Annotated in this window: 13 protein-coding genes; 8 read left to right on the top strand and 5 right to left on the bottom strand. The window is 34.9% G+C overall.

Features of this window, described 5'->3' with window-relative positions; genetic code table 11:
- Positions 1-170: 170 nt before the first annotated feature.
- The 5 genes from ccsA (at position 171) to FJV36_RS13890 (ending at position 12,299) form a co-directional block, all read left to right on the top strand.
- On the top strand, positions 171-3,392 hold the full coding sequence (gene ccsA, locus FJV36_RS13870) for a cytochrome c biogenesis protein CcsA (RefSeq protein WP_158727882.1): 3,222 nt from the start codon (positions 171-173) through the stop codon (positions 3,390-3,392).
- A gap of 299 nt (positions 3,393-3,691) precedes the next feature.
- Positions 3,692-4,162 (top strand): T9SS type A sorting domain-containing protein, encoded by a 471-nt coding sequence (locus tag FJV36_RS13875; protein ID WP_158727881.1) that lies wholly within the window; start codon positions 3,692-3,694, stop codon positions 4,160-4,162.
- Positions 4,163-4,504: 342 nt separating this feature from the next.
- Positions 4,505-5,383, top strand: a complete 879-nt coding sequence (locus tag FJV36_RS13880) for a hypothetical protein (protein WP_158727880.1) — start codon at positions 4,505-4,507, stop codon at positions 5,381-5,383.
- A 39-nt stretch (positions 5,384-5,422) separates the two neighbouring features.
- Entirely contained in the window at positions 5,423-9,187 is a 3,765-nt protein-coding gene (locus FJV36_RS13885) for a hypothetical protein (protein ID WP_158727879.1), read from the top strand.
- Positions 9,188-9,212: 25 nt separating this feature from the next.
- Positions 9,213-12,299, top strand: coding sequence for a fibrinogen-like YCDxxxxGGGW domain-containing protein (locus FJV36_RS13890; RefSeq protein ID WP_158727878.1), 3,087 nt, complete (start codon positions 9,213-9,215; stop codon positions 12,297-12,299).
- A 77-nt stretch (positions 12,300-12,376) separates the two neighbouring features.
- Here the strand turns inward: FJV36_RS13890 and FJV36_RS13895 are convergent, their stop codons facing one another.
- Complete coding sequence (locus FJV36_RS13895; RefSeq protein WP_158727877.1) at positions 12,377-13,162, bottom strand: anti-sigma factor domain-containing protein; 786 nt, start codon at positions 13,160-13,162, stop codon at positions 12,377-12,379.
- Positions 13,162-13,692, bottom strand: coding sequence for an RNA polymerase sigma factor (locus FJV36_RS13900; protein WP_158727876.1), 531 nt, complete (start codon positions 13,690-13,692; stop codon positions 13,162-13,164). The genes FJV36_RS13895 and FJV36_RS13900 overlap by 1 nt, the downstream gene beginning before the upstream one ends.
- A gap of 402 nt (positions 13,693-14,094) precedes the next feature.
- On the opposite strand from FJV36_RS13900, the gene FJV36_RS13905 reads away from it, so the two are divergent.
- Positions 14,095-14,682: a glutathione peroxidase gene (locus FJV36_RS13905; protein ID WP_158727875.1), complete on the top strand. Its 588-nt coding sequence runs from the start codon at positions 14,095-14,097 to the stop codon at positions 14,680-14,682.
- Positions 14,683-14,864: 182 nt separating this feature from the next.
- Here the strand turns inward: FJV36_RS13905 and FJV36_RS13910 are convergent, their stop codons facing one another.
- Together FJV36_RS13910 and FJV36_RS13915 are read right to left on the bottom strand one after the other, a co-directional pair.
- Entirely contained in the window at positions 14,865-15,815 is a 951-nt protein-coding gene (locus FJV36_RS13910) for a tRNA-dihydrouridine synthase (RefSeq protein WP_158727874.1), read from the bottom strand.
- 58 nt (positions 15,816-15,873) lie between these two features.
- Positions 15,874-16,371, bottom strand: a complete 498-nt coding sequence (locus FJV36_RS13915) for a GNAT family N-acetyltransferase (RefSeq protein WP_158727873.1) — start codon at positions 16,369-16,371, stop codon at positions 15,874-15,876.
- Positions 16,372-16,467: 96 nt separating this feature from the next.
- Here FJV36_RS13915 and menD point away from each other — a divergent pair, with 96 nt between their 5' ends.
- Positions 16,468-18,129, top strand: coding sequence for a 2-succinyl-5-enolpyruvyl-6-hydroxy-3-cyclohexene-1-carboxylic-acid synthase (gene menD / locus FJV36_RS13920; RefSeq protein ID WP_158727872.1), 1,662 nt, complete (start codon positions 16,468-16,470; stop codon positions 18,127-18,129).
- Between the two features lie 87 nt (positions 18,130-18,216).
- On the top strand, positions 18,217-18,558 hold the full coding sequence (locus tag FJV36_RS13925) for a DUF2853 family protein (RefSeq protein WP_158727871.1): 342 nt from the start codon (positions 18,217-18,219) through the stop codon (positions 18,556-18,558).
- 130 nt (positions 18,559-18,688) lie between these two features.
- Here FJV36_RS13925 and FJV36_RS13930 read toward each other — a convergent pair whose 3' ends face one another.
- Positions 18,689-20,041, bottom strand: a complete 1,353-nt coding sequence (locus FJV36_RS13930; RefSeq protein ID WP_158727870.1) for a M28 family metallopeptidase — start codon at positions 20,039-20,041, stop codon at positions 18,689-18,691.
- Positions 20,042-20,140: the final 99 nt, after the last annotated feature.

The raw sequence follows: 20,140 nt of genomic DNA on the forward strand, positions 1-20,140 counted from the left end.
AAAAAATCAATTGCAGATTACTGCAAAAATGTAACCATTTGAAGCCGAAAATAAATGTTTTTCTCTCTTAACACCTCCTTAATTTTGATTTAATTAACAAATGTCAGCTAAAAGTACTCAACATTTTTAAGTACTTTTGTGGCAATTTTACAAAACATAATCTCCTAAAAATGGAAAAAAAAATAGTTTCTTTTTTGTTTTCTACACGTTTGATGGCTTTCTTGTTCATAGCATATGCAGTTGCTATGGGTACAGGAACTTTTATAGAAAGTAAATACAATACAGACACTGCAAAAATCTTGATTTACAATGCTTGGTGGTTTGAGGCCATTCATGTCTTTTTTGTGATTAATTTTATTGGTAACATCAAGCGATATCAATTATTAAAAAAAGAAAAGTGGGCTACCTTGTTGCTTCATTTGTCTTTTATTTTCATCATTATAGGGGCATTTGTAACCCGTTACATCAGTTATGAAGGAGTAATGCCTATACGTGAAGGAGCTGCTGAAAATCAAATTTTTTCAGAGAAAACGTTTCTTACCGTCTTTGTTGATGGCGAATATAAAGGCGAAATGAAGCGTAGGGTTTTTGAAAAACAAGTTTTACTTTCACCTGTTACAAATAATGATTTTAGTATTACTGGAAAATTTGCCGACACCCCATTTGAAGTAGAATATGAAAGCTTTGTGATGGGTGCCAAGGAATTTATAAAACCTGATCCTAAGGGGATTGTATACTTAAAAATTGTTGAAGCCGGTGATGGTGGCAGGCACGAACATTTCCTGAAAGAAGGTGAAGTTCAAAACATTCATAACGTTTTGTTTTCACTTAATAAATTCACTGATGGAGCTATTAATATTACCACAACTGGAAAGGAGTATACCATTCAAACTCCATTTGAAGGGAATTTTATGCGTATGGCCGATAAGTTGCAAGGTAAAGTGACCAAGGATAATGCACAACCTTTAATGATGCGTTCTTTATACAGCATAGGCGAAATGCGTTTTGTATTTCCAGATCCTGCCGTAAAAGGAGTAATAGACTACGAATCGGATAATGATTTTAAAGCTAAAACGCATGAGGATGCTATTACATTTAAAATAAAAGCAGAAGGTCAGGAAAAAACAGTTACTTTGTTAGGAACTAAAGGTAAAGTAGGGGAGTCCAAAACGGTTAAAATGGGAAAAATAGATTATTCGTTTTTCTACGGAAGCAAAGCTTATGTGTTACCTTTTAAAATCAAATTAAATGATTTTATTGCACAAAAATATCCAGGAACAGAGAAAAGTTATTCCTCTTTTGAGAGTAAAGTAACCGTTCAAGATAAAGAGCCATTTGATGCCCGAATTTATATGAATAATGTTTTAGATTATGAAGGATATCGTTTTTTTCAATCGGGATTTGACCCGGATGAAAAAGGAACTATTTTATCCGTAAACCATGATTTTTGGGGTACGTTATTAACTTACATCGGTTATTTTATGTTGTATTTTGCTATGATGGCCATTATGTTTACTAAATATTCAAGATTTGCTGATCTAAAAAGAAAATTGGATGTTGTGAAATCCAAAAAAGCAAAATTGTTAGGAGTGTGCCTCTTGTTTTTTAGCATCGGTGGTATGGCTCAAGAACACGATCATGCTGAACATGAAGGTCATGCACATACTGAAGCTCCGGCAAGTGAGGCAGCTGCTAGTGAAAAACCAGCACAACACAACAGTCATTCTAAGAAAAAATTAAGCCAAGAGGAATTATTGGCTTTAATAACAAAATATAAGGTTTCTGAGGCTCATGCAGCAAAGTTTGGGAGATTAGTGATTCAAGATGGTGGTGGAAGAATGAAACCAATCAACACTTTTTCATCAGAATTGTTACGAAAAGTAAGCCAGAGTGATTCTTATAATGATATGAATTCTGATCAAGTTTTCTTATCCATAACTCAGTATGCTAGTTATTGGATTGAGATTCCTATCATTCATTTAAGAAAAGGAAACGATAGTATAAGAAAAATAATTGGTGTTGATAGCAAAGCAAAGGTTGCACCGTTCGTAGCATTTTTTGATGAAAAAGGAAATTACAAACTTTCTAAATACCTAGACGAGTCCTATAAAGCGGCTAATCCAAATCAATTTGAAAAAGATTTTATCGATACAGACAAAAGGGTAAATCTTATGGAGTCTGCATTGAGTGGTCGTATCCTGAAAATTTTCCCGATTCCAGAGGATAAAAACAATAAGTGGGTTTCCTTTTTAGAATTGAATGAAGCTGGTTTTAATGGCATAGAGGCTACATATACCAAAAATGTTTTGCCTTTGTATTTTGGTTCATTAGCAACGGCATCTACGTCAGGAGATTTTAAAACTGCTGATGAATTGGTAGAAAGTATTACTGGTTTTCAAAAACGTTTTGGTAGTAAAGTAAGACCAAGTGAGGACAGAATTACATCAGAGGTATTGTATAACAAATACGATATTTTTAGTAAATTGACCACTTGGTATATTTTAGCTGCTATTGCAATGTTGTTTTTTACCATTTTACAAATTTTCAAAGAACGTAAGTGGTTGCAATTTTCAGTAAATGGAATGCATATAATAATTGGTTTACTTTTTGTTTTACATACAGTAGGTTTAATTGCAAGATGGTATATTTCTGGACATGCACCTTGGAGTAATGCTTATGAATCTATCATTTATATTGCATGGGCAACAATGTTTTTTGGATTGGCATTTGACCGTAAATCAAAACTTACTGTGGCTTCCTCAGCATTTGTAACTGCAATGATTTTATTTGCAGCAAACTTGAACTGGATTGATCCCGAAATTGCCAACCTACAACCTGTTTTGAACTCGTATTGGTTAATGATTCACGTTGCAGTGATCGTAGGAAGTTATGGTCCATTAGCTTTAGGTATGATTCTGGGAGCTGTAGCATTATTGCTAATTATGTTTACCAATGAAAAGAATAAAGTAAAAATGGATTTAAACATTCAAGAAATTACTTATATCAATGAAATGGCACTTACAATTGGACTTATCATGCTTACCATTGGTAACTTTTTGGGAGGACAATGGGCCAATGAAAGTTGGGGTAGGTATTGGGGATGGGACCCAAAAGAAACTTGGGCTTTGATTACCATTATGGTTTATGCATTTGTAATTCATGCTCGTTTTGTTCCTTCATTGCGTGGAAAATGGATTTTTAATTTAATGAGTATGTTCGCCTTTATTTCTACATTGTTTACGTATTATGGAGTGAACTTTCACTTAGTAGGATTACACTCGTATGCAAGTGGTGAAGCACATTCGCTAAGTTGGATTTGGTATACAATTGGGGGCATTGCATTATTTGGTGCTTTATCCTATCCGAAATATAGAAAGTATTATAAGAAATAAATAGTATCACTGTTTATTGAAAAGGGTTTAACTTTAATAGAGTTAAGCCCTTTTTTTTTGTTACATATGTTGATATTCAACTTTTGATTGTTATTTTTTTTAGTTGGTTTAAAAGTCTTCCGTTCGAAAAAAACTTTCACTTTAATTTTTTTTTAAGCTTGTGTTGTTTATAGTGTTGTTAATCATGAATTTATGATTTGTCGTATTAAACTTGTTAATATTATGTATTTCCGTTTAAATGCAAATTTAATCGTTGAAATACGTTTTATTTATGTATTATTGTATAAAATATTAAATTTATGAGGTACTTACTTATATTATTTACGGTGACTTTTCAAGGTCAAGTTTTACATCATCAAATGATTTCGGCACAAGGGGTTTCTAAAAAATTACCAGATGGGATTTTAGTTTCACAAACGATTGGCCAAAATAGTAATATTGGAACTTCAAGTTTTGATTATGTGATTCAGCAGGGATTTCAACAGAGTTTTTGGGGAAAGTATATTGCCTCAAACCCACCCGAGAAAATAAAATTTAATACGTTTCCCAATCCATTTATTCAAACATTGAATTTCGAATTTTCAAAACCTATTGCAGATGATATTGAAATAAATGTATTTGATATTAGTGGCAGGTTATTTTTTAAACAAACCAAAAAAGCAGATGATTTCCTCTTGACTGTTTTACTTCCGGTTTTATCTAGAGGAGAGTACTTAGTTCGCTTAAGCACTTCAACGTTTACGGTATATACCAAAATCATAAAAATATGATAAAAAATTACGCTTCATTAGGTAAGTTATTACCAACAATTTTGGAAATAAAAAAAATGCTTTTTTGGGTTAAGAATGCTTTCAATTTTTATCAGTTTGTTGCCTTACGAATGCAGTTGTTACTTTCTTCTGTTTTTCTGCAGCAGTTGAAGTTATACCAAATTAGAATTTGTAGATATTTCTGTATGCAGATTAAACAAAATAGTAATGCTAGGATTATAAACCTTCCTATGATGATAGTACTACCAAAAGTTATATTACCAACTTGTAGGTAATTATATTTTATTGAGAATAACTTCAATCATATTTTTTTAAAATTTATCACATTTAATGAATCAAATTATGAAAAAAAATATTTTGCTCTTCATCTTTTTTCTTTGTGTAAAGGGTTTTGCACAAAGCAATGGAATTACCTATCAGGCTGTTATTTTGAAACCCACTAATAAAATTTCTACAGCAACTAGTAAAAATCTACCTGTAGCAAACAAAAACGTATGTATGCAATTCCAGTTTGTAGATGAGTTTTCAAAAATCGAATACCAGGAAGTTATTCAAACCACTACAGATCAATACGGGATGGTAAATCTTGTAATAGGTACAGGTACTCGTAATGGTGGATATGCATCATCTTTTAACGACATAACATGGGTTGCTGCTCCAAAAAGATTGGCAGTGAGTATCAATATATCTGGTGAATGCTCGTCATTTACTGAAATTAGCAATCAACCTTTTACAACAGTTCCTTTTGCTTATGCCGCAACAAACAGTACAAATGTTACGGGCGTTGTAGCTATTGAAAATGGAGGTACAAATGCTACAACTATTATAGGTGCAAAAACGACATTGGAACTGGATCAAGTTAATAACACATCGGATGCAGCAAAGCCAATTAGTGATGCTACGAAATCTGCACTCCAACTGAAAGAAGATATAGTCAATAAAAGCACTAATTTGTTGCAAGATGGAACTTCAGATGTTAAGTTTCCAACTGTAAAAGCAACTAAAACGTATGTGGATACAGGAATAAATACCGTATTTACAACAATACAATCAGCTTTAGATTTAAAAGCGAACTTAGCTTCGCCAACTTTTACAGGAACGGTTTCGGGAATCGATAAAACAATGGTTGGATTGTCGAATGTAGATAACACCAGCGATGCGAACAAACCTGTTTCTGCTGCAGCGCAAACTGCCTTGGATTTAAAAGCAAATTTAGCTTAGCCAACTTTTACAGGTACGGTTTCGGGAATCGATAAAACAATGGTTGGATTATCGAACATTGATAACACTAGCGATGCGAATAAACCCGTTTCAGCTTCTGCGCAAAACGCATTAGATTTGAAGGCAAATTTAGCATCACCAACATTTACAGGAACGGTTTCAGGAATCGATAAAACAATGGTTGGATTATCAAATATAGACAACACCAGCGATGCCAATAAACCAACTTCAGCAGCAACACAATCAGCCTTAGATTTAAAAGCAAATTTAGTTTCGCCAACATTCACAGGGACTGTTTCGGGAATTGATAAAACAATGGTTGGATTGTCGAATGTAAATAACACCAGCGATGCGAACAAGCCAACTTCATTAGCAACACAGTCAGCTTTAGATTTAAAAGCAAATTTAGCTTCACCAACTTTTACAGGAACCGTTTCGGGAATTGATAAAACGATGGTTGGCTTAGCAAACGTTGATAATACTTCGGATGCAAATAAACCTGTTTCAACTGCTACTCAATCAGCTTTAGATTTAAAAGCAAATTTGGCTTCGCCAACATTTACAGGAACGGTTTCTGGAATTGATAAAACAATGGTTGGCTTAGCAAACGTTGATAATACTTCGGATACCAGCAAACCTGTTTCAACTGCTACTCAATCAGCTTTAGATTCAAAAGCAAATTTGGCTTCGCCAACATTTACAGGAACGGTTTCGGGAATTGATAAAACGATGGTGGGATTATCGAATATTGATAACACCAGCGATGCGGACAAACCTGTTTCATCTGCTGTGCAAAACGCTTTAGATTTAAAAGCGAATTTAGCTTCGCCAACATTTACAGGAACAGTTTCTGGAATTGATAAAACAATGGTTGGCTTAGCAAACGTTGATAATACTTCGGATACCAGCAAACCTGTTTCTGCTGCTGCGCAATCAGCCTTGGATTTGAAAGCAAATTTAGCTTCGCCAACATTCACAGGAACCGTTTCGGGAATTGATAAAACAATGGTTGGCTTAGTAAACGTTGATAATACTTCGGATGCAAACAAACCCGTTTCGGTTGCTGCGCAATCTGCCTTGGATTTAAAAGCGAATTTAGCTTCGCCAACTTTTACAGGAACCGTTTTAGGAATTGATAAAACGATGGTGGGCTTGGCAAACGTTGATAACACCAGCGATGCGAACAAACCTGTTTCAGCTGCTGCTCAAACCGCTTTAGATTTAAAGGCAAATTTAGCTTCGCCAACTTTCACAGGGACAGTTTCGGGAATTGATAAAACAATGATTGGACTTGGAAATGTGGACAACACCAGCGATGCCAACAAACCCGTTTCAGCATCAACGCAAACCGCTTTAGGTTTGAAGGCAAATTTAGCTTCACCCACTTTCACAGGAACCGTTTCGGGAATCGATAAAACGATGGTTGGACTTGGAAATGTTGACAACACCAGCGATGCAAACAAATCAGTTTCAGCTGCTGCGCAATCAGCTTTAGATTTGAAAGCAAATTTGGCTTCACCAACATTCACAGGAACGGTTTCGGGAATTGATAAAACGATGGTTGGTCTTGGAAATGTAGACAACACCAGCGATGCAAACAAACCAACTTCAGCAGCAACACAATCAGCTTTAGATTTAAAAGCGAATTTAGCTTCGCCAACTTTTACAGGAACGGTTTCGGGAATCGATAAAACAATGATTGGCTTAGCAAACGTTGATAATACTTTGGATGCCAACAAACCAGTTTCTGCGGCAACACAAACCGCTTTAGATTTAAAAGCGAATTTAGCTTCGCCAACTTTTACAGGAACGGTTTCGGGAATTGATAAAACGATGGTGGGATTAAGCAATGTAGATGATACCAGCGATGCCAACAAACCTATTTCAGCACCTGCGCAAACCGCATTAGATTTGAAGGCGAATTTGGCTTCACCAACTTTTACAGGTACCCCTTTGGCACCAACGGCAACATCAAATACTAATTCTGATCAAGTTGCTACAACGGCATATGTAACTAGTGCTATATCTGCTTCAACAATACCTGATGCTACTGTTTCAGTAAAAGGAAAAATACAACTAGCAGGAGACTTAACAGGAACTGCTGATTTACCAGCTATTGCTAATGATGCAATTACAAGTACTAAAATTAAAGATGGAGAAATAGTTAATGTAGATATTTCTTCCACTGCTGAAATCCAAGATACAAAATTAGCAACAATTACTACAGCTGGAAAGGTTAGTAATAGCGCCACTACGGCTACAGAACTACATACCGGTTCTAGTATAGTATCAAGAGATATTTATGGAAGTTTTGCGGCAGGAAATATTACTGCAGCTGGATTAACTACTTCAGATAATATTAATGTTCATGGAATAACAATAGGCACAAAGGGAGGATCCAACAACATAGGAATTGGAGACACTGCTTTTACTTGGTCAAGTCCAATAGGAAATAGTAATACGGTTTTAGGTATTTATGCATTTACATCCTCATCGGGTAGCAATAATACTGCTATAGGGAATAATGCGATCCGTCAGGGTGGTGGTTCAGGCGATAATAACACAGCAGTAGGAGCTGCTTCGCTTTCAAATGGTCAAGCTGCAAATAATAATACTGCTATTGGAGTTGGTACATTGACTCAATCTACTGGTACGGATAATACAGCATTAGGATATAATTCGGGTAGTGTTATTACTACTGGTACTCAAAATACTTTTTTAGGTAGTACTGCAGCTGCTCAAAATGGCAGCGAATCTATTAACAATGCAACTGCCATTGGATATGGTGCGGTAGTTAATTCAAGTAACACTTTACAACTAGGAAATACATCGGTTATTAACGTGAAAACAAGTGGAACAATTACTGCTGGTTCAATTACAATTCCAAATAATGATGGAACTGTCGGTCAAGTATTGGCAACAAATGGATTGGGTATATTAACATGGATTACACCTTCTACAACAGCAACAGCCTATAGTGGTGTAGTACCGGTGATCAATGGAGGTACAGGTTCATCAACTCAAAACTTTGTAGATTTAACTAATAATCAAACTATAGACGGTATTAAGAATTTTAGCGCTGATGCAGTGATTAACGGAGTTACTGTAGGTAGAGGGAATTTTAATGAAAACTCAAATACAGCTGTTGGACTAGGAACTTTAGCAAATAATGCTGGGTATGCTAATACTGGAGTAGGTAGAGAGGCATTAGCCTCAAATGGGGCGGCCGGAGGAAATACGGCATTGGGTTACATTGCATTGTCTAACAATGTTTCAGGAACAGACAATGTTGCCATAGGTACGCAAACATTGCAGACAAATGTATCAGGGTCACAAAATACTGCTATTGGAAAAAATGCAAATGTTGCAACAGATGGTATTTCTAATTCGGTAGCAATTGGCGCAAATGCAATTGTTACCTCTTCAAATACTATTCAATTAGGATCAGATGGTAGTGGTTCACATGCACCTATAACAGATGTGAAAACTAGCGGTGTTATCACTGCAGCAGCGTTCAAAGTAGCCGGAGGGACAGCTGCACAATTTTTAAAAGCAGATGGTTCGGTTTCAACGCAAGCTATTACAGAAGTTGCAGACGAATTTAGTGCTAGTACGGCGCAAACTACATTTACTTTGACGCAAACTAAATCACCCAACAGTAAAGTTAAAATGTATATCAATGGAATACGAATTAGTAATACTGCGTATTCAGTATCAGGAAATACATTAACTTATATTCCATCTAATAACGGATCTTATTCGTTGTCAGTAAATGACCGAATTCAATTTGATTATTTTTATTAATAGCAGCTTCTAAAACCAAAACAATATGAAGTTTTTTATAAAAATTGTTTTTATTCTTTCAATGTTTTTTACATTTCAAGGAAATGCTCAAAATAGTTTAGATGTCTTAGGACTAAGTAATGCTAATCCTGCAGCCGTTGCATATAGTTTGAGAAAATTAAGTACTTCTTATATTGGCAATGCGATACAAGTTCGTCGCAGTAGCGATGATGCCACACAAGATATCGGATTCGATAGTAATGGCTCATTAGATTCTGCAGCGCTATTAACATTTGTGGGCGGTCAAGATGGTTATGTTAGTATTTGGTACGATCAAAGTGGGAATAATAGAGACCTTGTAAAACTAGATTTAAGTCAACAGCCTAGAATTGTATCAAACGGAACCTTTAAATATATAGGGACTAAGATTGCAATTGATTTTTCGGGGAACAAAGGCTTGGTTTATTCTGGATCTTTAAATTTGGCAAGTGTTACAGCAGTGATACGATCAGAATCTACTAACTGGCCAGGTTATCACTGTATTCTAGATGGGACTCCTAGAATTGGGGGAATATTAGAAAATGGAGGAACTAATTTTCATTCTAATGTGTCTCCTGTAGCTATTTGGAGAAACGGAATTTCAAAATTGATTTCGAGTTCATTAGGGCCTACAAATGAAAGCATGGTATTGTCAATTACTACCAGTACGGATAATTTGAGCCAAATTTCCATTGGTAATTATGATGGTGGATCTAATGGAGGCTCTATTTTGCAGAACGAAGCAATTGGTTTTTCTACGTTGAATACAGTAGGAGTTAGACAATTATTAGAGTGCAATCAAGGAAGTTATTATGGAATTCCATTAACGTTATGCACAACAGCAATCCTAACCAGTCCTTCACCACTAAATAGGTTTGAATGTAGAGGAACCATTGCAACCCCATTAAGCGTTGAAGCTACAGGTCAGAACCTAACTTTTCAATGGTATAGCAATACCATTCCAAGTACTGTGGGTGGTACATTAATTGCTGATGCTACTTCAGCTACTTTTATTCCACCAACCGTAAATAATGGCACTACATATTATTATGTTGTTGTTTCTGGAAGTTTGGGTTTACCAGCGGTAAGTCTCATTTCGGGGCCTGTAATCGTTGAAGAACTAGGGCCTGTTACAATAAATCCAGCTTCAGTTACCATTAATGCGGGAGATACGGCAACCCTTACAGCATCCGGTGCAATTACTTATTCATGGAGTAGCGTTTTATATACCCCTTTGGATCAAGTAACAACTGCTAAGTTGGCTGTTGGATTGCGATTGCTGAAATCTAATTATACGGGATTTGCTGTTCGATTAAGACGTGCAAGTGATAATGTTGAAGCTGATTTTGGCTTTTCAGGTAAAAATCTAGATACAGCAGCAATTGATTCTTGGCTCGGAGTTTCAGCTGGATATTGTGTAAAACTGTATGACCAGTCAGGAAATGGAAATGACATGGTTGCGCCTTCAACTAGTGCACAACCACTTTACGTTGCATCAGGATTAAATTCAAAACCTATTTTAAGGTTCAATACTTCACAAAGTATTAAAAATAATTTTAATTTTTCTACTCCTTACTCGGTGGTGTATACTGCAAAACAAACAGGTCCTAGTAGAGGTAGAGTTTTAAATGGTTCCAATAATAATTGGCTTTTAGGATGGTGGGGAGGAAGTAAAAGTCAGGCCTATTTTGAGGGTTGGGTTTCACAAGAAAACGGAATTCCTGCAGACAATAACGCTTATGTATACTCAGGAACAGGTAACGGGTCAGCGTCATTTGTTTTTGAAAATAGTATTGTTAAAACGATTTCTCAAAATGGAGGTAATGGCAGTCCTAATGGGTTACGAATTAATGAAAGTGAACCGTCTGATGCTGATGTTGCTGATATTTTTGCCTTTGACTCCGTACTTTCAGAAGTAGACAGAATAAAGGTAGAGCTAAGCACAGGAAACTATTACGGAATTTTTCCAAATATTCCCTTGGGACTTACAGCATCTATAGATGTATCTCCAACTGAAACAGCAACATACTATGTATCTGGTTTTTCTTTAAATGGTGCTTGTGTAGTAAACAATTCAGTAACAGTAACAGTTTTAAAAGATCCTAACCTTAGTAGTTTTGGAAACGTAACCAAGACTTTCTTTGACGGATCTTATACTATTACGCCACCAACAAGTCAAAGTACAGGTAGCATTTCATACGCCAGTAGTAATCCTAGCGTTGCCACCGTAAGCGGATCTAATGTGACAATAACAGGTCCTGGAACTACTACAATTACTGCTACGCAAAATGCAAATGCTACACATTTTTCCAAATCAATTACAGCAACTTTAACAGTAAATAGTGTTACGGTTCTTACCAATAACGGAAAAATTTCGACCACAGATTCTAATTATATCAATAAAAGCGGAGCTTTGCAAACCAGTAATTCGCTAACACCGTTTGGAGGTAAAACCAATACAAGATCAAATGATGGACTTTCGGCTGGTACAGCAGGAAGTAGCGCACTTCAAATAAAAACAGATTATCCATCTGCAACGGATGGATTGTATTGGATTGTAAATCCTAATATTAATGGAGGTTCGCCATTTCAAATATATGCAGATATGACTACCGATGGTGGTGGATGGACATTGATATTATGTAATAACAATAATTCAGGTTGGAATGGAACTAATGCTATTCTAAGAAATGAAACAGTTCCAACGATTAATGGTCAATATTCAATTATAGCCTATGCAGATTATCTAAAAAAGAGTTCTAGCGGTTTTCAATATATGATAGAAGCTTCAGCAAGAGGTCGTTGGGGTGGTATTTGGACTGCTAACCAAGCGTATAGTTTTGTTAACACCAATAATACTCAAACAGATATTACTTTAAATACAAAATTTGATTCTTGGAATTACAATAATGACGGAATTGAACAAATTATGCCTTGGTATGCAAATGGTTCACAAGGAGCTATAACAACAAGTAGCGACCCCAATGGAGCATGGTGGGGTACTTTAGTTTCCACAAGCGGATTCTCTCCTGCGCCATGGATGGGTTGTTGTGGTAATGATAATCCAGGAATTATTTGGTATTGGGTACGTTAAAAGTAGAATGTTATAAATTGAATTAAAAAAGGTTCAACTGTTGTAAGTTGAACCTTTTTAATGTGATTCTAAATTTTTTAAACTTTACCTAGCGTATACAATTGCTCCATTGTAGGGGATACGCTTCCGCCAGCAGGCTCAAGTGTTATCCCAAAAGCTTGTGCTTCATTCGCGTTATTTATAGCAAATAATTTTTGATCATTTTTATCAAAATTTTCTAATAAACCAATACTTGTAGGGGTTAACGGATCTAGTTTTAAAGCCCATACTTGATAAACCATTCCTTTTGGTGGTTCAGGTAATCCCGATGCATCAACATAAACTACCTTTGTGTCTTGGTTCCAATATACTTTAGCAAAAGACTCTGGTGCAACTGCTTGACCGCCCAAACCTACAACCGTATTTTTAGTATCTCTTACTACGGCTAAACTGGTTTCAACTGCTGTATTTTTAATTTTTAAACTTTTAAATTCTTTCTCTAAAGTTGCTTTTTCAAGTTTTGTAGCAGCTACTTGCTTTGAAGTAACATTGAGCTCATTGTATTGATATCCTGCACCTAGAAGTAATAGCAACGCTGCAGCCCAACCCAAATATTGCATTTTATTACTGCTACTTTCAAGTGCTATCACAGGAGCGTGTTTCAATTCTAGTTTTTCTTTAATTTTCTCAAAGTTGGCTACTGAGTGAAAAGGGGAAAAACTTGATGATAAAGCAACGATTGCTTTTTCTATAGCAATAATTTCTGAGTTTATTTCAGCAGAATTTTTTGCTTTGCTGGCCACTTCTTCGCTTTCAGACTCACTAAGTAAGCCGTAAACATAAAGTTCCAGAATTCCTGATTCTATATATTCTTTTGTTTCCATTAGATTTTCAAATAATTTCTTAAATCGTTAATACAATTTCTATTTTGCGTTTTTACGGTTCCTAAAGGAATTGCCAACTCGTCACTAGCCTCTTGTTGGGTATAGCCTTTAAAAAAAAGTAAATCTATAATTTGAATACACTTTGGTTTAAGCTTCTTTACAAAGTCCTGTAGTCCAATAGTATCCATCTTATCGGCCAGTTTCGAACTATCTTCAAAATGATTTACGAAATTATCTGTGGACAGGTTTTTTTGGCTATTATTAAAGTTCTTAGATCTAAGTTTATCTATTGAAGTGTTTCTAGCAATATTTAAAATCCAAGTATAAAAACGTCCTTTACTTTCATTATAAGAATCGATGTTTTTCCATATTTTAACAAATACTTCTTGTAGAACATCTTCTGCTTCTTCTCTGTTTTTTACTAAAACATTTATGACTGAGAACAAACTCTTAGAATACATATCATATAGATGTGTAAAAGCTCTCTCGTCCTTTTCATAGATTAATACCAATAGTTCTTCTTGACTCATTTTGAATGTTTATTTTTTTAGCACTACAAATTTAAACTTTAGTATTTATAAATTAGTACAATTTATTTAATAGTATTGCTTTCTTGGTTACAATATTTAATGCAATTATAAATAGTATGTAAAATGATAAAGGATTAAAACTAAATTCCAACAATCTTCGTATATCTATAAATAATGTGTTTGTTACACTTATGTGTTGAACACAGCAAACAAATTGTTGTTCATAAACAAGTTAAACCTGAGGTTTAGCAATAGAAATTTAAATACCACATTAGTTTCGTTGTTTTATTTGTTGGGAAGCTTGGTTCATCATACAGCCAAGCTTCTTTTTTTTTAACTACTGTTTAACATATTTATTTATCAGTAAAACAAATATTTGATTATTTTTACCAAAAAAATACTATGAAAAAATTATTATTCTTTACAACTGTTATTTTTTCTCTTTACAGCTGTCAAAATCAAGCACAACCAAAAAAAATGGAAACGAGTAACTACACAACACCAATGACTAAAGAAACAATATACCAATATAAAGTAGAAGATTTATCAGGTAAAACATTTGATTTTAGTACGCTAAAAGGAAAAAAAGTAATTATTGTAAATACAGCATCTAAGTGTGGATTAACACCTCAGTACAAAGATTTAGAAGCGGTTTACAAAGAATATAAAGATAAAGGTTTAGTAATTGTTGGTTTTCCGGCAAATAATTTTGCTTCGCAAGAGCCAGGTACAAACGAGGAAATTGCAACGTTTTGTCAAATGAATTATGGGGTAACCTTTCCTATGATGGATAAAGTTTCAGTAAAAGGAGATGATATGGCTGCGATATATCAGTTTTTAACTCAAAAATCAAAAAATGGTTTGCAAGATTCAAGTGTGGAATGGAATTTTCAAAAATATTTAATAAATGAAAATGGAGAACTAGAAAAAGTAATTTCACCTAGAGTGCTTGTAACTGATCCTGAAGTTATTAATTGGATTAAAGCATAATCAGTTAGCTAACTTTATAAAGTTAAATATTTTAAAAGAGATTTTCAGTCAAATGAAAATCTCTTTTTTTGTGTTTTAATTCAGTGTTGAATATTTTCTAAACTTTGAACTATTAAGAAATTAAGTTACATTAAGAATCAGCACTTAATTTTTCTTAATTTCTTAATGGTTTATTTTTTCCTCTAGAATTTTTCATTTTTAAAAATATCTGCAACGGCAGCTTCATAATTACGAATGCTTTGTGCTTTTTTAATTTTTTTCAATACTTTGTGTGGATTGGCAAACGTAACCGAAAAATATTCCCATAAGTGGTACATTTTTAATAAAATATGAGCCTGTCCAGAAAGTGACTCACTATAAATAGCATACAAAGTATCGTGAAAAGCGTTCAATACTTCCATTTTATTAGTAGGATACTCATGCGTATTATTTTTTATCATACTTGGCAAGAAAGGATCTGAGATTAATCCTCTCCCAATCATCCAGTGATCAATACTTGGATAACGTTCTTGCATTTCATGAAACTTCGCTACTGAGGTTATGTCTCCGTTGTAATACAATTTATGTTTGGTAGTATCAATACATTTTTGAAATCCATCAAGATCTACACCGCCTTTGTACAATTGTTTTCCTAAACGGGCGTGGATAGCTATATTTTTTAAGGGATATTTATCAAGAATAGGGAGGACATCAATAATTTCTTGAGGAGATTCATATCCCAATCGCATTTTCATAGATACTAGGATATCTGTTTCATTGTGTGCTCTTTCTAGTATGTGATTGATTTTTTCGGTGTTGCTAATCAACCCAGATCCCATCCCAGATTTAGTTACCATCGGGTAAGGACAACCCAAGTTCCAGTTGAGTTCTTTGTAACCAAGTTCTCGTACATATTTAGCAACAAACAAAAATTCCTCCGCATCATTTGTAATGACTTGCGGAATTACTTCTAATTCAAGATTGTTTTCTAAAAGTAAATCGCGCTCATAAGAGGGCTTGATCACTAATTTTCCATTTAGGCGAATGTATGGCGAATAAAAAGTATCAATACCTCCAAAAAGTTTGTTTTGGGCATTTCTAAATCTAAAGTCGGTAAAACCCTGTAAAGGGGAAGAAAGCAATGTAAAACTCATAAGTACTATAAAAATGCAAAGGTACCTTTTTCAAGCCAGTAACGCTAATTAAGGAGTCTTATTCTAAAATCAACTGCATAAACACAGAGTGCAACCAACGGTCAAATTTAAATCCTGATTCTTTGATTATGCCTATCGTTTTAAAACCAAATTTTTCATGAAATTCAACGCTACTATGATTTTCAGAATCAATAACAGCAATCATTGTGTGTAAATTTTGTTTTTTTGCAAGAACTATTAATTCTTCAAGAAGTAATTTACCTATTCCTTTTCCATGATGATCTTGGCTTACATATACAGAATGCTCAACCGTAAATTTATAAGCTTCTCGAAAACGGAATTCGCTATACATACCAAAACCTACAACAACTCCGTCAATTTCTGCAACGATCACAGGGAAATTTTTACTCTGTTTATCGGCTAAGATGCTCATTTGTTGCTCTAGTGTTCTAGTATTATAATCATACAAAGCCGTAGAATGTAAAATATTGTAATTTATAATCTCTAAAATAGATTGAGTATCTTCGGTTTTATAGGTGCGGATCGTAGTTTTCATGAGGTATTTATTTGCTTCAAAAATAGCAAATAACAGTTCAAATTCAAGGAAAAAGACCAGCGAATTTGTAAATTTGTATCAAAGAAATTAGATACAATGATATACCCCAAAATACCTTTGGCGCAAGGCATAATTGAAATTTGTTTGGCCAAGGGAATCACCAACATAATTATTTCCCCGGGTTCCAGAAATGCACCGCTTACCATAGGTTTTGTTAACAATCCTGCTTTTAAATGTTACAGCATTGCTGATGAGCGTTGTGCAGCCTTTTTTGGTTTAGGACTGGCACAACAAACGGCACATCCGGTGGCACTTGTTTGTACCTCTGGATCAGCTTTATTGAATTATTATCCTGCTTTTGCAGAGGCTTTTTACAGTCAAATTCCTCTTGTGGTGATTTCAGCAGATAGGCCTCAAAGTAAGATCGATATTGGTGATGGACAAACCATTAGACAGGAAAATGTATTCGAAAACCATTCCTTATGCAATGCTAATTTGCATGAGGATGTTTCGGCCGAGAATGATCTAAAAATCAACGAGGCAATCAATACGGCAATGACTCAAAAAGGACCCGTTCATATCAATGCTCCTTTTGAAGAACCTTTGTACGAAACCGTTGTAGAGCTTTCAGTCAAAGTGAATACTTTCGCTTCCGCAAATGTGACTCAGACGATTTCCATTGAAGACGTATCGGAATTTGCAACGATTTGGAACAATGCAGCTAAGAAAATGATTCTAGTGGGCGTCAACGAACCGAATGCCGTTAACGAGAAAGTAATTGAGGCTTTCGCCAAAGACGAGTCGGTTGTAGTGTTAACTGAAACGACTTCCAACTTACACCATGATACTTTTATCAATAACATTGACACGATAATTACCCCTTTTACAAATGAAGATTTTGAAAATTTTCGTCCGGAGATTTTAGTAACATTTGGCGGAATGGTCGTTTCAAAAAGGATCAAAGCATTTTTACGCAAATACAAACCCAAACACCATTGGCATATTGACTCTTGGAGAGCGTATGACACTTTTGGTGCTTTGACACACCATTTTGAAGTAAACCCAAATGTGTTTTTTGAAACCTTTCTGCCACTTGCAAACGCAGTAGAGAGTGATTATTTCAAGCAATTAGACGCTGTGAAAGCATTGCGAAAATTAAAAAGCGATATTTATTTAGATAAAATTCCTTTTTCGGATTTTAAAGTATTTGAGAGCGTTATTAAAGGTTTACCAATAAACAGCCATTTACAAATTAGTAATAGCTCGGCCATCCGCTATGCGCAACTGATAGACATTCACCCTACAATTGAAGTGTATTGTAACCGTGGAACTAGTGGAATTGATGGTAGTACATCAACAGCAATAGGTGCGGCTGTGGCCAATACAAAACCAACTATTTTTATAACGGGTGACATAGGTTTTTTGTATGATAGCAATGCATTATGGAACAGTTATATTCCTAAAAATTTCAAAATTATACTCATTAATAATGGTGGTGGAGGAATTTTTAGAATTCTACCGGGACATGAAGAAACGCCAGTTTTTAATACTTTTTTTGAGACATCCCATTGCTTGACAGCCGAACATTTAGCCAAAATGTATGGTTTAGCATATACAATTGCTAGTGATGAGGTAAGTCTAGAAAGTGGTCTGATTGCATTGTATGCGCAAAATGAAAAGCCATGTATTTTAGAAGTGTTTACACCTACATTACAAAATGATAGTATTTTATTGCAATTTTTTAAAGTATTAGTGTAATTTTTTTCTTGTTTTTAATGCAACTCTAAGATATAATGTTTAATTTTAGTCTGTTATAAACAAAAAAACAACTAAAAACTTTTATTTATGAGCGCAAGAGAAGAATTAATTGTAAAATACGCAGCAGATTTGAAAGAAAAATGCGGCGTTGATCCAGATATGGATTTATTAACTAAAGTTACAATAGGCTGCGGACCGTCAATTTATAATGCTGATTCAGCAACAGTAGCTGGAAGTCAGCAGTCAGAATTGGATACAGTAAAAAATAATTTCTTGATCAAGAAATTAGGCCTAACTGATGGACCAGAATTAGACGCTGCCATTGATGCAGTAATGGAAAAATATGGAAGATCTAATAGAAATAAGTACAGAGCCGTTATTTACTATTTACTTACAGTTCATTTCAAGAAAGAGAGTGTTTACAATTAATCTTTAGATTGATTACAGAATGTATAAAAAAAGCGTTTGTCGAATTGAGACAAACGCTTTTTTGTTAAATCACTTTTTTAATCAAAAACACGAGAATTAGTTTCTATTAAATTGATTTCATTCTTGAAAGTTAACGAATAGGGGTAGGGAAAACAGGTAAACTAGAATGTCCTAATGCATCAACCGCTTGTACTGCAAAGAAAAAATTATCTTTAGAATATGGAATTTCGGCCTTTGTATCTTTTACAAAAATAGTTTTTTCCCAGTGTTGTGATCCTGTTTCTCTAATAAGGATGTTGTATCCATAAACAGCTTTTCCTTCTGGCGCAGTCCAAAGTAAAGTAGAGAAATTGGTTAAATCTTTTACTTCAATTCCAACATTAGTTGGAGCTTTTGGCGACCAAGCTAAGTTGCTGAAAGTAGCCAAATTAGAACAGGTTACTTTCTTCATGTATTCAAAGTCCATGAATTCAGGAAGGTCACCATACTGAATGTTATTTTCTTTTCGCACATTTTGGTGTTGGTGATCGTAGTTTTCGTTCATCTCACAAAAACGAATCGCAGTAAAACCATTTTGGCTAAAAGGAGTATGATCTCCACCACGCAAGAAACGGTCATTGCGGTATACCAGGTTAATATCCAATTGATCTACGTATTGATTGGTTACAGTTTTAATGTAACGTGCTAACTGTCTTGATGGACTATCATTATCACGATTAGTTGATTTTCGCATTTTTGCTTCGGCTTCTGTTTCTAGATAAGGAATAGTTTCGCTAAAAACACGCACTCTAGTATTGTCACGCAATAAAGTGCCGCTTGATAAACTGTTGCCTATCATGTCATTGTTTAGCATTGCAATCAAATTCCATTTACCTTCTTTGGCAAGATCAGCAAGATGTTTAGCACCATACAAACCTTGTTCTTCACCCACTACAGCCACAAAAATGAGTGTAAAAGGAAATTCTCTTTGACTCATAATTCTGGCCAGTTCCATCATGGCAGCCACTCCCGAAGCGTCATCATTTGCGCCAGGCGCGTCAGATTTTGCGTCCATTACATCCGAAGCTCTAGAATCTAAGTGACCACTAATTATCATTACGCGATCATCAGTAGGATCTGTACCTTTTAAAGTAGCCATTACGTTTCCTAATTGACTATCCGTTGCAATTCGTTTTCCATCGGCTTTGATGGTAAAAAAATCAATGACAGAAGTAAGTCTCCCGCCAGAAGCCAAAGCATATTTGTCAAATTCTGATTTTACCCAGCGCTGTGCTGCGCCAATACCACGTGTATTGCTTTTGGTGTCGCTCAACGTATGGCGTGTACCAAACGAAACTAGTTTCCGAACGGTAGCTTCCATATTTTCAGATTTTACTTCGGATAGCATTTTTTTAATTTCGGGATCATCAACTGTAGATTGTGCAAAAGTTGTAATCGAAAAGCAGACAAATAGAATAAAGGTTGTTATAGGATTTGGTTTCATTAATTGTTTTTTTAGTTTCCTCAAAGTTAGTGAAAAAGAAAAAGAGTTGATCTTGTCCTTAAAATTTTAGGAATTGTTTGAGGTTAAAATAGTAAAGTT

The sequence above is a fragment of the Flavobacterium sp. I-STPP5a genome (genome assembly GCF_009764685.1).
Taxonomy (GTDB): domain Bacteria; phylum Bacteroidota; class Bacteroidia; order Flavobacteriales; family Flavobacteriaceae; genus Flavobacterium.